At 70.3% G+C, this 15,251-nt stretch carries 14 protein-coding genes; 11 read left to right on the forward strand and 3 right to left on the reverse strand.

What is annotated here, in order from left to right; genetic code table 11:
* Positions 1-327 precede the first annotated feature (327 nt).
* The 7 genes from AC07RV_RS18925 to AC07RV_RS18955 are packed head-to-tail and all read left to right on the forward strand — an operon-like array spanning position 328 to position 6,869.
* Positions 328-2,106, forward strand: a complete 1,779-nt coding sequence (locus AC07RV_RS18925; RefSeq protein WP_296789275.1) for a nitrite/sulfite reductase — start codon at positions 328-330, stop codon at positions 2,104-2,106.
* Positions 2,103-2,498: a DUF934 domain-containing protein gene (locus AC07RV_RS18930; protein ID WP_057596678.1), complete on the forward strand. Its 396-nt coding sequence runs from the start codon at positions 2,103-2,105 to the stop codon at positions 2,496-2,498. The genes AC07RV_RS18925 and AC07RV_RS18930 overlap by 4 nt, the downstream gene beginning before the upstream one ends.
* A gap of 27 nt (positions 2,499-2,525) precedes the next feature.
* Entirely contained in the window at positions 2,526-3,146 is a 621-nt protein-coding gene (locus AC07RV_RS18935; protein ID WP_093341456.1) for a phosphoadenosine phosphosulfate reductase domain-containing protein, read from the forward strand.
* 41 nt (positions 3,147-3,187) lie between these two features.
* Positions 3,188-4,129: a sulfate adenylyltransferase subunit CysD gene (cysD, locus tag AC07RV_RS18940; protein WP_296789274.1), complete on the forward strand. Its 942-nt coding sequence runs from the start codon at positions 3,188-3,190 to the stop codon at positions 4,127-4,129.
* Positions 4,129-5,469 (forward strand): sulfate adenylyltransferase subunit 1, encoded by a 1,341-nt coding sequence (locus AC07RV_RS18945; protein WP_296789273.1) that lies wholly within the window; start codon positions 4,129-4,131, stop codon positions 5,467-5,469. The genes cysD and AC07RV_RS18945 overlap by 1 nt, the downstream gene beginning before the upstream one ends.
* 42 nt (positions 5,470-5,511) lie before the next feature.
* Positions 5,512-5,841: a ferredoxin FdxA gene (fdxA, locus tag AC07RV_RS18950; RefSeq protein WP_057596674.1), complete on the forward strand. Its 330-nt coding sequence runs from the start codon at positions 5,512-5,514 to the stop codon at positions 5,839-5,841.
* On the forward strand, positions 5,799-6,869 hold the full coding sequence (locus AC07RV_RS18955; RefSeq protein ID WP_296789272.1) for an NAD(P)/FAD-dependent oxidoreductase: 1,071 nt from the start codon (positions 5,799-5,801) through the stop codon (positions 6,867-6,869). The genes fdxA and AC07RV_RS18955 overlap by 43 nt, the downstream gene beginning before the upstream one ends.
* A 7-nt stretch (positions 6,870-6,876) precedes the next feature.
* Here the strand turns inward: AC07RV_RS18955 and AC07RV_RS18960 are convergent, their stop codons facing one another.
* Positions 6,877-8,181 carry an aspartate aminotransferase family protein gene (locus AC07RV_RS18960; RefSeq protein WP_296789270.1) on the reverse strand — a complete coding sequence of 435 codons (1,305 nt, stop codon included), beginning with the start codon at positions 8,179-8,181 and terminating at the stop codon, positions 6,877-6,879.
* Positions 8,182-8,302: 121 nt separating this feature from the next.
* On the opposite strand from AC07RV_RS18960, the gene AC07RV_RS18965 reads away from it, so the two are divergent.
* Positions 8,303-9,052 (forward strand): TetR/AcrR family transcriptional regulator, encoded by a 750-nt coding sequence (locus AC07RV_RS18965; protein WP_296789269.1) that lies wholly within the window; start codon positions 8,303-8,305, stop codon positions 9,050-9,052.
* Here the strand turns inward: AC07RV_RS18965 and AC07RV_RS18970 are convergent.
* A complete protein-coding gene (locus AC07RV_RS18970) occupies positions 9,039-9,983 on the reverse strand; it encodes a LysR family transcriptional regulator (protein WP_057596670.1) in 945 nt (314 codons plus the stop codon). The genes AC07RV_RS18965 and AC07RV_RS18970 overlap by 14 nt on opposite strands.
* Before the next feature lie 85 nt (positions 9,984-10,068).
* Here AC07RV_RS18970 and AC07RV_RS18975 point away from each other — a divergent pair, with 85 nt between their 5' ends.
* From AC07RV_RS18975 to AC07RV_RS18985, 3 genes are read left to right on the forward strand one after another with little or no spacing between them, the layout of a single operon-like run.
* The gene (locus AC07RV_RS18975; protein ID WP_296789268.1) at positions 10,069-11,070 is read left to right on the forward strand and encodes a Bug family tripartite tricarboxylate transporter substrate binding protein; all 1,002 of its coding nucleotides are present in this window, start codon (positions 10,069-10,071) and stop codon (positions 11,068-11,070) included.
* Complete coding sequence (locus tag AC07RV_RS18980; RefSeq protein ID WP_296789267.1) at positions 11,067-12,299, forward strand: aromatic ring-hydroxylating dioxygenase subunit alpha; 1,233 nt, start codon at positions 11,067-11,069, stop codon at positions 12,297-12,299. Before AC07RV_RS18975 ends, AC07RV_RS18980 begins: the two co-directional genes overlap by 4 nt.
* The gene (locus AC07RV_RS18985) at positions 12,296-13,270 is read left to right on the forward strand and encodes a PDR/VanB family oxidoreductase (protein ID WP_296789265.1); all 975 of its coding nucleotides are present in this window, start codon (positions 12,296-12,298) and stop codon (positions 13,268-13,270) included. Before AC07RV_RS18980 ends, AC07RV_RS18985 begins: the two co-directional genes overlap by 4 nt.
* Here the strand turns inward: AC07RV_RS18985 and AC07RV_RS18990 are convergent.
* Positions 13,267-15,201: an adenylate/guanylate cyclase domain-containing protein gene (locus AC07RV_RS18990; protein ID WP_296789264.1), complete on the reverse strand. Its 1,935-nt coding sequence runs from the start codon at positions 15,199-15,201 to the stop codon at positions 13,267-13,269. The two genes, AC07RV_RS18985 and AC07RV_RS18990, sit on opposite strands and share 4 nt — an antisense overlap.
* Positions 15,202-15,251: the final 50 nt, after the last annotated feature.

The following is a 15,251-nucleotide window of genomic DNA, read 5'->3' on the forward strand; positions in this document are numbered from 1 at the left end:
CCTTTTCTTTGGTTACTTTCTTTTGGCGAAGCAAAAGAAAGTGACTCGCCCGCCGGGGCGAGACCCGGCCAACAGCCCAAAAACAGAACACACCCCCAACCCAACCTCCACCCCAAAGGCTTCCTAAAATCCCCCCTCCCCCCGCACCCGCCCTTATCCAGAATAAGCATCCAACCGCCCGCAAACCCGCATGAACACTGGCGAATAAGCTTATCCGCATAAGGCGCGAACCAAAAAATAGTTTGGTTCCATAAGGCACGCTTTCAGAATCCCGGCTTCTTGCTGGCGCGCTGGACGCACCGCACTTCAAGACAAGACTCACGCACGATGTACCAATACACAGACTTCGACCGCCAGTTCGTTCATCAACGAGCCGCCCAATTCCGCGACCAGCTCGAGCGCTGGCAAAAGGGCCGCCTCCACGAAGACGAGTTCCGTCCCCTGCGCCTGCAGAACGGCTGGTACGTGCAGCGCTACGCCCCGATGCTGCGCGTGGCCGTGCCCTACGGCGAACTCTCGAGCCGGCAGGTGCGCGTGCTCGCGAAGATCGCCCGCGAGTACGACGAGCCCGAGGCCGAGGTCTACAAGAAGGCCATCGAGACCCAGGGTCAGCTCGGCAGCCAGAAGCTGCCCACCCACTACGCCCACTTCTCGACCCGCCAGAACGTCCAGTTCAACTGGATCCCGCTCGCCAAGTCGGCCGACGTGATGGACCTGCTGGCCTCGGTCGACATGCACGGCATCCAGACCAGCGGCAACTGCATCCGCAACATCACGAGCGACGAGCGCGCCGGCATCGCCATCGACGAGGTGGCCGATCCGCGCCCCTACGCCGAAATCATGCGCCAGTGGAGCACGCTGCATCCCGAGTTCGCGTTCCTGCCACGCAAGTTCAAGATCGCGATCACGGGCGCCGACGAGGACCGTGCCGCCACGGGCTGGCACGACGTGGGCCTGAAGCTGGTGAAGAACGAAGCCGGCGAGATCGGCTTCCGCGTGCAGGTCGGTGGCGGCATGGGCCGCACGCCGATCGTGGGCACGGTGCTGCGCGAGTTCCTGCCGTGGCAGCAGATCATGAACTACCTCGAGGCCGTGATCCGGGTTTACAACCGCTACGGCCGCCGCGACAACATCTACAAGGCGCGCATCAAGATCCTGGTGAAGGCCGAAGGCCAGCGCTACATCGACGACGTCGATGCCGAATACAAGCAGATCCTCGAGCACGACGGCGCGCCGCACACGATCACGCAGGAAGAGTTCGACCGCGTGGCCGCCTCCTTCGTGCCGCCGGAACTGGCCACCCGCGTGCTGCAGGGCGCCGAGAAGACCGACGCCGAGCTGCGCGCCCATGCCGCCGACGACGTGCAGTTCGCACGCTGGCTCGCGCGCAACGTGGCGCCGCACAAGAACCCGGCCCTGCGCGCGGTCACGCTGTCGTTCAAGCGCCTGAAGCAGGCGCCCGGCGATGCCTCGGCCGACCAGCTCGACACGCTCGCGCAGCTGGCCGACCGCTTCTCGGCCGGCGAAGCCCGCGTGACGCACGACCAGAACGTGGTGCTGCCCTGGGTGCACGCCGAAGACCTGCATGCGCTGTGGCTCGCAGCCCGCGCGGCCGGCTTCGCGAGCGCCAACGTGCACCTGCTGACCGACATGATCGCCTGCCCCGGCGGCGACTTCTGCGCGCTGGCCAATGCGCGCTCGATCCCGATCGCCGAGGCGATCACCGAGCGCTACCAGGACCTCGACGAGCTCGACGACATCGGCGAGATCGACCTGCACATCAGCGGCTGCATCAACTCCTGCGGCCACCACCACAGCGGCCACATCGGCATCCTGGGCGTCGACAAGGACGGCAAGGAGTGGTACCAGGTCACGCTCGGCGGCTCCGACGGCTCGGCCCTCAGCGGCACGCCGCAGGCCGGCAAGGTGGTCGGCCCCTCGTTCTCGGCGGCCGAAGTGCCGGGCGTGATCGAGGCCGTGCTCACGACCTACCGCGACACGCGCGAGAACGGCGAGAACTTCATCGACACGCTGCGCCGCGTGGGACCCGACCCGTTCAAGGCCGCGGCCAACGGTGCGCGTTTCAAGGTGGAGGAAGCAGCATGAACAAGACCCTGAACATCCTGGCGGCCGAGGAACACGTGGACGACGGCGACCCGAAGGTGCTGCAACTGGCGAACGACGCCGATCCGCTCGCGATCGAGGTCTGCCTGTCGGACATCGAGCGCATCGACCTGCACTTCCCGAAATTCACCGACGGCCGCGCCTACAGCCAGGCCTTCCTGCTGCGCCGCCGCCTGGGCTTCAAGGGCGACATCCGCGCCACCGGCGACGTGCTGATCGACCAGCTGGTGCAGATGGAACGCACCGGCTTCTCGAGCGCCGTGCTCAAGGAAGGCGTGGACGCCTCCGACGCGCAGCGCCAGTTCGACCGCTTCTCGGCCTTCTACCAGGGCGACGCGGTGCAGACCGCGCCGCACTTCGCGGCCGGCAACTGAGTTCCCACAGCAACGCTTGATTCATCCATGAGCATCGACCTCGCACGCATCAACACCGAACTCGGCCGCAACGCCGAAGGCCTGGTGGACTGGGCCATCGGCCTGGGCCAGAACGCGATCGTCACCACCAATTTCCGGCCCTTCGAGGCCGTGATCCTGCACATGGTGACGCGCGCGAAGCGCGACGTGCCGGTGATCTGGATGGACAACGGCTACAACACCGAGGCCACCTACCGCTTCGCCGACGAGGTGACCAAGCAGCTGGGCCTGGACCTGCACATCTACCTGCCGCGCCGCTCGCGCGCGCACCGCGAGGCGGTCGACGGCCCGACGCCGGCGCTCGACGATCCGCGCCACGCCGCCTTCACCGAGGAGGTGAAGCTCGAGCCGTTCGCGCGTGCCCTGCGCGAGACGGCGCCCAAGGTCTGGTTCACCGCGCTGCGCGCCACCGACACGGCCGTGCGCGCGCAGATGGAGCCGGTCAGCATCAACCCCGACGGCCTGATCAAGGTCGCGCCGCTCTTGCACTGGTCGTCCAAGGACCTCTACACCTACTGCGAGGCGCACGGCCTGCCGAACAACTTCGACTACGTGGACCCGACCAAGGGCGAGGACAACCGCGAATGCGGCCTGCACCTCTCGCATTGAACGCACGCTCCACCGACTCCGAATCTCCAGCGCCCCACCCGATGAACGCCCGTACCGAATCCGATCTGCTGCTGCCGCCCGCGCACCTGTCCAACACGCACCTCGATGCGCTGGAAGAAGAGACCATCTTCATCCTGCGCGAAGTGGCCGCGGCCTTCGAGCGCCCCGCGCTGCTGTTCTCGGGCGGCAAGGACTCGCTGGTGCTGCTGAAGTGCGCCGAGAAGGCCTTCGGCATCGGCCGCCTGCCCTATCCGCTGCTGATGATCGACACCGGCCACAACTTCCCCGAAGTGACCGACTACCGCGACCAGCGCGCCAAGGAACTGGGCGCCGAGCTGATCGTGCGCAGCGTCGAGGACTCGATGAAGCGCGGCACGGTGCGCCTCGCGCACCCGGGCGAATCGCGCAACGCGCACCAGTCGGTGACGCTGCTCGAGGCGATCGAGGAATTCCGCTTCGACGCGCTGATCGGCGGCGCGCGCCGCGACGAAGAGAAGGCACGCGCCAAGGAGCGCATCTTCTCGCACCGCGACAGCTTCGGCCAATGGCAGCCCAAGGACCAGCGCCCCGAGCTCTGGACCCTGTTCAACACCCGCCTGGCACCGGGCGAGCACTTCCGCGTGTTCCCGATCTCGAACTGGACCGAACTCGACGTCTGGCAGTACATCGAGCGCGAGCACGTCGGCCTGCCCTCGATCTACTACACGCACAAGCGCGAGGTGGTCGAGCGCCGCGGCCTGCTGGTGCCGGTGACCGAACTGACCCCGCCGCGCGACGGCGAAACCATGCAGGTGCGCGACGTGCGCTTCCGCACCGTGGGCGACATCACGACCACCTGCCCGGTCGAGAGCCTCGCGGCCGACGCGGGCGACGTGGTGCTCGAGACGCTGTCGGTCGACGTCAGCGAACGCGGCGCCACCCGGATGGACGACATGACCTCCGAAGCTTCGATGGAAAAACGCAAGAAAGACGGTTACTTCTGATGAGCGCGACGACCACTGCAACCCCTGTCACCGCCGATGTCCAGGGCGACACCGGCACCGCGCTGCGCTTCATCACCTGCGGCTCGGTCGACGACGGCAAGAGCACGTTGATCGGCCGCCTGCTGGTCGACAGCAAGACCGTGCTGCAGGACCAACTGGCCGGCGTGCAGCGCGGCGGCGAGACCGACCTCGCGCTGCTGACCGACGGCCTGTCGGCCGAGCGCGAGCAAGGCATCACGATCGACGTGGCTTACCGCTACTTCTCGACCGCCAGGCGCAAGTTCATCATCGGCGACGCGCCGGGCCACGAGCAGTACACGCGCAACATGGTGACGGCCGCCTCGGCCGCCGACGCCGCCGTGGTGCTGGTCGATGCCACCAAGCTGGCCTGGGCCGCCGAGGTGGAAGACGGCACCGTGGTCAAGCGCGAGCTGCTGCCGCAGACGCGCCGCCACACGCTGCTGACGCACCTGCTGCGCGTGCAGTCGATCGTGTTCGCGGTCAACAAGCTCGATGCCATCGCCGATGCCGGCCTGGCCTTCGAACGCATCTCGGCCGCGCTCAACGCCTTCGCCGAGGCCGCGGGCGTGCAGGTGGCCGCGATCGTGCCGATCTCGGCGCTCGAGGGCTGGAACGTGGCCACGCGCCATGCCGACTGGGTCGGCTACGAGGGCCCGAGCCTGCTCGAGCTGCTCGAACAGCTGCCGGTGACGGCGCAGGACGAATCGGTGCCCTTCGCCTTCCCGGTGCAGTGGGTCGAGAAGTTCTCGTCCTCGGCCGACACCTCGCAGGGCCGCCGCGTGTTCTGGGGCCGCGTGGCCTCGGGCCATGTCGAGCCGGGCCAGCGCGTGACCGTGCTGCCGAGCAACCAGACCGCCACCGTGGCCCAGGTGCTGAGCCACGCGCGCCAGCCGAAGACCGTGCATGCGGGCCACAGCGCCGGCATCGTGCTCGACCGCGAGGTCGACGTGTCGCGCGGCGACTGGCTGCTGGCACCCGAGGCCTTCGAGCCGGTGCGCGAGATCACCGCCACCGTGGCCTGGCTCGACGACGAGCCGCTGGTCGCGGGCCGCGTCTACTGGGCGCTGCAGGGGCATCGCTGGGTCAAGGCCAAGGTCGCGCGCATCGTCGACCGGGTCAACATCACGACGCTCGAATCCGAGCCCGCGACCCAGCTCGAGGCCAATGCCATCGGCGACGTGGTGCTCGCGCTGCAGCAGCCGCTGGCCGTGCTGCCGTTCACGCGCTCGCGCACGCTGGGCTCGCTGGTGCTGGTCGATACGGCCTCGCATCGCACCTCGGCGGCCGTGCTCGTGCAGCCGAGCGCCGCAAAGGCCTAAAATCAAGGGTTTTTCCCGACCACAGACCGCATACAACGCCAAATGACCCACGTCGTCTCCGAAGCCTGCATCCGTTGCAAATACACCGACTGCGTGGACGTTTGCCCCGTCGACTGCTTCCGCGAAGGTCCCAACATGCTGGTGATCGACCCGGACGAATGCATCGACTGCGCGGTCTGCATTCCCGAGTGCCCGGCCAACGCGATCTTCGCCGAGGAAGACCTGCCGGCCGACCAGATCGCCTTCATCAAGCTCAATGCCGAGCTGGCCCAGGCCGACGGCTGGAAGAGCATCACCAAGCGCAAGCCCGCCCTGCCCGACGCCGACGAGTGGAAGGACAAGACGGGCAAGATCTCGGAGCTGGTGCGCTGAGCCAGGCCCCCGCCCCCATCGAGACCGACGCCCTGATCATCGGCGCCGGCCCGGTGGGGCTGTTCCAGGCCTTCCAGCTCGGCCTGCTCGAGATCTCCTGCCACATCGTCGATGCGCTGCCCGCCGCGGGCGGCCAGTGCGTGGCGCTGTACGGCCACAAGCCGATCTACGACATTCCCGGCACCCCGGTGACCAGCGGGCGCGAGCTCGCGCAGTCGCTGCTGGCGCAGGTGGCGCCGTTCAAGCCGGTCTTCCATTTCGGCGAGCAGGTCGCCACGCTCGAGCGCCAGGCCGACCAGCGGCTGCTGCTGGGCACCTCGGCCGGCCGCCACTTCCTCGCGAAGACGGTGTTCATCGCGGCCGGCGTCGGCGCCTTCGTGCCCAAGCGCATCGCGCTCGAGGACATCGGCCGCTTCGAAGGCCAATCGCTGTTCTATCACCCCGACTCGCTCGACCGCTTCGCGGGCCAGGCCGTGGTGGTCAATGGCGGCGACGACACGGCGCTCGAGATCGCGATCGCGCTGACCGCCATCGCCAGGCAGGTCACGCTGGTGCACCGGCGCGACGGCTTCCAGGCCGACGAGGCCACGGTGGCCGCGATGCGCGCGCTGGTGGCCGAGGGCCGGCTGGGCTTCCAGGTCGGCCAGCCCAGCGGCTTCGACGGCCAGACGCTGCGCATCGCCACGCCCGATGCCAGCACGGTCGAGCTGCCGCTCGATGCGCTGGTCGCCTGCCTCGGCATCTCGCCGCGCCTCGGTCCGATCGCCGACTGGGGCTTCGAGCTCGAACGCAAGCAGGTGCCGGTCGACACCGAGAAGTACCAGACGCGCGAAGCGGGCGTGTTCGCGGTCGGCGACATCAACACCTACCCGGGCAAGAAGAAGCTGATCGTCTGCGGCTTCCACGAGGCCACGCTGGCCGCCTGGGGCGCCGCGGCGATCGTGTTCCCCGGCAAGGCGATCCCGCTGCAGTACACGACCACCAGCACCCGGCTGCACGAGCTGCTGGGCGTGGCCGGCAAGGCCTGAGCCGCGCTCAGCCCAGCGCGGGCAGCAACGCGCGGTACTCGGCGATGAAGCCGCCGATGGCGGCCACGTAGCGCTCGATGTCGACGTCGCCGAGCGGCAGCGACAGCACCACGAAGCCGCGCGGCGAGGTGTAGATGCCCGCGTTCAGCAGATGGAAGAACAGCAGCTGGCGCAGCCGCCCATCGACCGCCGCGAGATCGGCCACGCGCCGCACCTCGCCCTGCAAAAAATGCGCGTTCATCAGCGAGCCCACGCCCGTGAACTGCAGCGCCACGCCCTCCTTCGCGCCCAGCGCGTTGAGCCGCGCGCGCATCGCCTCGCCGCGCTCGGCCAGCGCGCCGGCTGCCTCGGGCGTGAAGAGCCGGGTCAGGCCCGCCTGCCCGGCCGCCATGGTCATCACGTTGTTGTTGAAGGTGCCCGAGTGCGCGAGCGCGCCGGTGCGCGGGTCGAACTGCGCCATCACGTCGGCGCGGCCGCCGAAGGCGCCGAAGGACATGCCGCCGCCGATGTACTTGCCCAGGGTCGTGAGGTCGGCGCGGATGCCCAGCTCGTTGGCCAGGCCGCGCGGGCCCAGGCGCGAGGTCATGACCTCGTCGAAGATCAGCAGCGCGCCGGCCGCCGTGGCCGCCTCGCGCAGCGCCCGCAGGAAATCGGGCTGCCCCGGGATGCAGCCGGCCGCGCCCTGCATCGGCTCGACCAGCAGGGCCGCGATCTCCGAGGCCTGCTCGGCGATGCGGGCGCGCGCCGTCTCGGCGTCGTTGTAGGGCAGCACGAGGAAGTCGAAGGGCACGGTGGTGGGCAAGGGCTGGTCGCCGAAGCCCAGCACGCCGCCGTGGTAGCCGCCCGAGAACACCACGATGCGGCGCCGCCCCGTGAAGTGCAGCGCGGCCGTGAGCGCCATCAGGTTGGCCTCGGTGCCCGAGTTGGTGAAGCGCAGTCGCTCGACCTGCGGGAAGCGCTCGCGGATGGTCCGCGCCAGCCGGCCCTCGAGCAGGTTGTGGCCCGTGAGGTTGACGCCGCCATGCATCGCCTCGATCACGGCCTCGCGGATCTCGGGCGCCGAGTGGCCGTAGACGCCGGCCGTGTACTCGGCGATGAAATCGGCGTAGCGGTGGCCGTCGGCATCCCACAGCGCGGCCCCCTCGCCGCGCGCGATGGTCAGCGGGAACGGCGCGTAGAACAGCACCGAGCGCGTGTTGCCGCCGGGCATGGATTCGGCATTGGCCTCGAACTGGCGCCGGCTGGCGGGGTTGGCCTCGGTGAAGCGGCGGTGCGCCTCGGCCAGGGCATGGTCGATGGGGGCAAGGGTCATGGCTGCTCCTGGAAGGGGTTGGACGGCTGGAATTGGCGCTTGGCTCAGCGTTAATTGTTCGATGCTCAATTTTTCGATGTTTATACAATCAATTCACCGACCGAACAATGGCACCCACCCGATGACCACCGCGCGCAAGAAAGCCGCTCCCCCGCCCCGCACCGCCGGCCGACCCGCGGGCGGCGCCGCGCTGACCAAGAGCCGGATCGCCGAGGTCGCGCTGGCGCTGATCGACGAGGCCGGCCTCGGCGCCTTCAGCCTGCGCGAGGTGGCGGCACGGCTCGGCGTCTACCCGGCCACGGTGCACTGGCACGTGAGCTCGCGCGAGGCGCTGCTGGCCGAGGTCGCGGCCACGGTCATGGCCGACGTGGCGCCGCCCGCCGATGCCGTGCAGCCGGGCTGGCAGGCCTGGATCGCCGAGCTGTTCCGCCGCTGCCGCGCGGCCGTGCGGCGCCATCCCAACGTCGCGCAGCTGCTGGGCGCGCAGCTGGTGTCCAACGGCAGCCTGCCGACCGCGCTGGTCGAGGGCGTGCTGACGGCGCTGACCGAGGCCGGATTCGAGGGCGAGCCGCTGCGCGAGGCCTACAACTGCACGATCGCGGCGATGCTGGGCTTCCTCACGATGGAGTTCTCGCCGCTGCCTTCGGACAACACGCAGACCTGGGCGGAAGAGTTGCGCGAACGCGTCCACACCATCCGCCCGCTCGACCACCCGGTGCTCTCGCGCAACCTGCCGCTGCTGGCCAACCGCGCCTTCATCGTGCGCTGGGACAACGGCAGCACGGTGCCGCTGGACAGCAGCTTCGAGCGCCACGTCCAGATGACCATCGACGGCCTCGAGGCCTTCGCGCGGCGCGTCAGGCCGACGTAGGCACGGGCATCGGCACCGCATCGGCCTCGCGCCCGATGCGCAGCAGCGCGTCCTTGAGCCACAGCACGCCGGCGTCGGAATTCGAGCGCCGGTTCCAGCACACGACCGAGCGGTAGCCCTGCAGCTCGAAGGGCAGCGGATGCACCGCGAGCAGCGCGTCGAAGCGCGCGGCCACGCGCAGCGGCATCACCGCCACGTGGTCGGTCTGCGCCAGCAGGTCGACGATCTGGCCGAAGCTGGTCATGGCCACGCTCATGCTGCGCTGGCGGCCCTGGCGCGCCAGTACCTGGTCGATCAGGTCGTCGAGCGCCGAGCTGCCGTAGCCCAGGAACACGTGTGGCGCGGCGCAGAAGTCGTCGAGCGAGGCGGCCTCGCCCATGGTCGGATGGCCGCGGCGCACCGCGACCACGTAGCGGTCCTCGTAGAGCAGCGCCGATTCGCAGTCGCTCGGCGGCTGCAGCCGCGGCAGCACGGCGACGTCGAAATCGCCCTTGCGCAGCCGCTCGGTCAGCGTGAGGAAGGAGCTGGTCTCCCAGTACAGCCGCACGCGCGAGCCGCAGGCCACGAGCTCGTTGGCCAGCCGCGGCAACAGCAGGTGGCTGGCATAGTCGCCGCCCGAGATGCGGAAGATGCGCTGCGAATGCTCGGGCTGGAAGCGGTCGTCGGGCTCGAGCATGGCCGACAGGTCGGCCAGCACGCGCTCGACCTGGCCCGCCAGCGCCGTGGCGCGCGCGGTCGGCTGCACGCCGTGCGCGGTGCGCGTGAACAGCGGGTCGTCGAAGGTCTCGCGCAGCCGGTTGAGCGACGCGCTCACCGCGGGCTGACTCAGGAACAGGCGCGTCGCCGCGCGCGACACGCTGCGCTCGCGCATCAGCGCATCGAAGGTCCGCAGCATGCCGACGTCGAGGCTGCGGATATCACGTCGGGCCATATCTCATATCCAAAGCTTCGAATTGCCCGGGGCACGGGCGGTACTTATCGTCGGGTCCACAAGTACAGCACGACCTGGAGACACGATGAATCCGTTGCGACCCCAGCCGACGCGCCGACGCGCGCTCGGCCTTCTCGGCGCCGTCATGGCCGGCGCCGCCGGCCCGGCCTTCGCGCAGGCGAGCCCACCCAGTTTTCCCACCCGCGTGGTGCGCATCATCCCCTTCGGCTCGGGCGGCGGGCCGATGGACTCGATCGCGCGCATCTACGCCGAGAAGCTCAAGGCACGCTGGAACCAGCCGGTGATCGTCGAGCCCCGGCCCGGCGCCAGCGGCACCATCGCGGCCGACGCGGTCGCCAAGGCGGCGCCCGATGGCTACACGGTGCTGCTGACGCTGCCGCTCACGCACATCAACAACGTGGTGCTGCAGCCGCGGCTGCCCTACGACCCGGTGAAGGACTTCGAGCCGCTGTCGCAGCTCGCGACCGGCGGGCCGATGCTGATCGCGCGTGCCTCGGCGCCGTTCTCGAACGTGCGCGAGTTCGTCGCCTACGCCAAGGCGCACCGCGGCATCAGCTACGGCACCTGGGGCAACGGCTCGAACGCCCACCTGTTCGGCGAACTGCTCGCGCGCCAGGCTGGCATCGACCTGATCCACGTGCCCTACAAGGCCGAGGCGGCCGCGCACAACGACCTGTTCGGCGAGGCGCTGGGCGTGGCCTGGGCCAACCCGGCCACCGCGCGCGGGCTGGCGCAGGCCGGCCGCATCAAGGTGCTGGGCATCACGGGCCGGCGCCGCGTGCGCTCGATGCCCGAGGTGCCGACCTTCGCCGAGCAGGGCTTCGCGGGCTTCGACCTCGACAGCTGGATCGGCGTCTACGCGCCCGCGAAAACGCCGCAGCCCGTGATCGACGAATGGGTCGCCGCGCTGCAGGCGGTCACGCGCCAGCCCGAGGTGCAGGAGCGGCTCGCCGGCTTCGGCTTCGAGCCGCTGGGCAGCACGCCGGCCGAGTTTCGCGCCGGCCAGAAAGCCGATTTCCCCCGTGTCGCGGACCTGATCAAGGCCGCAGGAGTCACCCCCGAATGAGCACCGTCCTTCCCTCCTCCTCTTCTCCTGGCGCCGCCGAATGGCAGCCGGTCGCCTTCGACACCGGCACCGCCTACGGCCGCAAGCCGCCGAGCCACAAGGCCGAGCTGACCGAGGTCGGCGCCGGCACGCCGATGGGCGAGCTGCTGCGGCGCTACTGGCATCCGATCGGGCTGGCCGCCGATGCCACCGACACGCCGCGCCAGGTGCGCGTGCTCGGCGAGGACCTGATCCTGTTCCGCGACAAGGGCGGCCGGCCCGGCCTGGTGCACTGGCGCTGCGCCCACCGCGGCGCCTCGCTCTACTACGGCCGCGTGGAGGAAGGCGGCATCCGCTGCTGCTACCACGGCTGGATGTTCGACGTGCAGGGCCACTGCGTCGACCAGCCCTGCGAGCCCGAGAACGGCGCGCGCACCCGCGGCCGCGTGCGCCAGCCCTGGTACCCGGTCGAGGAGCGCTACGGCCTGGTCTGGGCCTACCTCGGCCCGGCCGAGAAGAAGCCGGTGCTGCCGCGCTACGACTGCCTGGAGGTGCTCGACGAGGGCGAGACGCTCGAGGCCGACGATAACAGCATCGGCGGCGGCGGGCCGCGGATCGTTCCCTGCAACTGGCTGCAGCACTACGAGAACGTGGCCGACCCCTTCCACGTGCCGGTGCTGCACGGCAGCTTCAGCGGCACCCAGTTCGTGGCGCTGATGGGCCAGATGCCCGAGGTGAACTTCGAGAGCACCGAGACCGGCGTGATGATCACCTCGATCCGCCGCCTCGAGGACGGCCGCGTGTTCCGCCGCGTGGCCGGGCCGGTGCTGCCGACCCTGCGCGTGGTGCCGAACCCGCGCGTGGCGGCCTATGGCCGGGTCGAGTCGATCGGCTGGGTGCTGCCGATCGACGACCACAGCTTCCGCATCTACACCGTGGGCCGGGTGAAGGAGCCCGGCGACCTCGCGCGCGTGCGCTCGCGCCTCAACGGCAAGCTGTGGGAGGAACTCAGCGAGGAGGAGCACCGCCGCTTTCCCGGCGACTACGAGGCGCAGGTGAGCCAGGGCGCGATCACCGCGCATTCGGAGGAGCACCTGGCGAGCTCCGACCGCGGCATCGTGATGCTGCGCCGGCTGCTGCAGCGCCAGCTCGACGCGCTGCGCGAGGGCCGCGACCCGGCCGGCGTGAGCTTCGACGCCGACGCGCCGCCGGTGCGCTTCGAGGCCGGCAACTTCCTGCAGGGCGAATGAGCGCGGCCGTCGAACGCATCGCGGTGCGCGTCGCGCGCAAGACGATCGAGGCCGAGGGCATCGCGGGTTTCCGGCTCGAGGCGGCCGACGGCGGCGCGCTGCCGCCCTTCGAGGCCGGCGCGCACATCGAGCTGCTGCTGCCCGGCGGCCTGGTGCGGCCCTACTCGCTGTGCAACCCGCCCGCGCGGGCGCCCGGCCACTACGAGATCGGCGTGCTGCGCGAGGCGGCATCGCGCGGCGGCTCGCGCGCGCTGCACGAGGCGGTGGCCGAGGGCACGCTGCTGCAGGTCGGTGCGCCGCGCAATCTGTTCACGCTCGATGAGGGGGCCGATCACAGCCTGCTGCTGGCCGGTGGCATCGGCATCACGCCGCTGCTGGCGATGGCGCACCGCCTCGCCGCGCTGGGCCGCGACTTCGCGCTGCACTGCTGCAGCCGCAGTGCGGCGCGCGCGGCGTATCGCGCGCGGCTGCGGGCGGAGGCCTTCGCCGACCGGGTCTTCTTCCACGACGACGACGGCCCGCCCGCGCAGCGCATCGACCTGGCCGCCACCATCGGCGCGCCGGCGCCCGGGCGCCATCTCTACGTCTGCGGGCCGAACGGATTCATCGAAGCGGTGCGCGCCGCCGCCCGCGCGCTCGGCTGGCCCGAAGAGCGCGTGCATTTCGAATGCTTCACGGGTGCGCCGCCGCCCGTCGGAGAGGCCGGCAGCTTCGAGGTGCAGCTGCGCAGCAGCGGCCGCGTGGTGCGCGTGCCGGCCGCGCTCAGCGTGGTGGACGCGCTCGCGGCCGAGGGCATCGAAATCCCTGTGTCCTGCGCCCAAGGCGTCTGCGGCACCTGCCTCACGCGCGTGCTCGAGGGCGAGGTCGCGCACCACGACCTCTTTCTCACGCGCGCCGAGCAAGCGGCCAACGACCAGTTCCTGCCCTGCTGCTCGCGTGCGAGCTCGCCGCGGCTGGTGCTCGATCTCTAGGGCGCCTCGTTCTCCTCGAGCAGTTCGTAGAGCACCATGCGCGTCTGCCGGCCGCGCAGCGCCACCTGCTCCTCGATGCGCCGCGTGGGCAGCCGCCCGTTCAGGCCCGCGTGGGTGGCTTCGGACATCAACGTGCGCGTGCCCAGTTCCTTGTTGCTGCCCTCGATGCGGCTCGCGGCGTTGATCACGTCGCCGAGCGCGGTGTAGGAGAGCCGGTCGCTGGACCCGAGCACGCCGGCGATCACCACGCCCGTGTGCATGCCGATGCGCGTGTGGAAGGGCTGCAGCCCCTCGGCCTGCCAGCGGCGGTTCAGCTCGGCCATCTCGGCATGCAGCTCGCGTGCCGCGAGGCAGGCGCGGTACTCGGCATCGGGCAGGTCGAGCGGCGCGCCCCACAGCACCATGATGCCGTCGCCCATGTACTTGTCGACCACGCCGCCATGGCGCGCGAACACGCGCTGCGCGAGGTTGAAGTACTCGGTGAGCTGGCGCACCAGCACGCCGGCTTCCAGCGATTCGGCGATGCTGGTGAAGCCCTCGACGTCGGTGAACATCGCCGTGATGCGGCGCGGCGAACCGCCGGGTGCCAGCGCATGGCCCTCGGCCACGAGCTGGCGGATCAGGTGCACCGGCACGAACTTGCTGAAGGCCCGCAGGCTGCGCGCGGAGTCGTCGAGCGCCTGGTTCAGGTGCTGGATCTCGAGCACGCGGCTGGGCTGCTGCGGCAGGTCGTCGAGCTCGAGCCGGCCGATGCGGCGCGCGGTCTGCGACAGCTTCTCGATCGGCGCGGTCACCAGCTTCGACAGCCGCAGCGAGATGAAGAGCGCGAACGCCAGGAAGGCCAGGGTCAGCAGCAGGCCCCAGCGCACCAGGCGCTCCACGCCGGCGAGCAGCGCGGCCTCGGGCTCCCAGCTGATCAGCTCCCAGCCCGTGGGGCCGATGCGCGAGGACTCGACCCGGTAGCGCTCGCCCGCGTGGGTGACGACGAAGCTCTCGTCCTCCACGTTCTCCGAGATGCCGTGGGCCAGCATGTAGGCATGCACCGCGCCGAGCACGCCGCCCTCGGGCCATTGCAGCGCGCGCACCGGATCGGGATGGTCGCTGCGCGCGAGCACGTGGTGGTCGTCGCTCAGCAGCACGCTCTCGCCAGGACCGCGGCTGCCGAACTGGCGCACCAGCGTCGACAGGTGGCCCAGCGACAGATGGCCGACCACCACCATCGACTGCAGGTGCCGCCCTTCGTCGTCGAGCCGCTCGGCCGGCTGGGCGTAGCTCACGCCGAGTTCCTCACCGTCGGCCAGGTGGAACGGCGGCGTCCACACCGGCGCCTTCCGCGCCAGCGCCTCGCGGTACCAGTCGCGCTCGGTGGCGTCGTGGTCGCTGCGGAAGGACTCGATGCGCGTGGTCGCGAAGCGCTGGCGCGGATCGCCGCCCTCGACGTCGACCGAGCGCTTGTATTCCCAGGTCTCGGTGCTGAAGGCCGGGTCGCGCACCACCTGGCGAATCGCCGACACCGGGTAGCGCTCGGCCATCAGCAGATGGCCGTCGTCGCTGGCCACGCCGAGGCTGTCGAGCTCGGTCGCTTCCTCGAGCAGGGTCCACAGCATCTCGGCGCTGCGCTCGCCGTCCTCGCCCAGCGGATGCAGGCTCGGCGAATCGCCGATGGCGTGCACCACCGCCTGGGTCTTGGCGAGGAAGGCCAGCACGTTGTCCTCGATGCGGTCGTGGTGGACCTTGTGCGCCGACTCGCCGACGCGCGACACCAGCCGCTGCGCGCCCCAGTAGCCCAGCGCCACCAGCAGCAGCGACTGGACCAGCGCGACGGCGCAGATGATCGTGCCGACGTCGACCCGGAAGTGGCGCAGGCGGGTGGCCGCCGGGGGTGGCCAGACGGCCTCCGTGGGGGCCGCGGATGCAGCAGCGTCTGCCATGTCGTTCCCTTTCGCGCGCTCGTGCGCGGCCTCGTTCGTTATGGCGCGGA

It is taken from the genome of Variovorax sp. GW821-FHT09B01 (genome assembly GCF_059418345.1).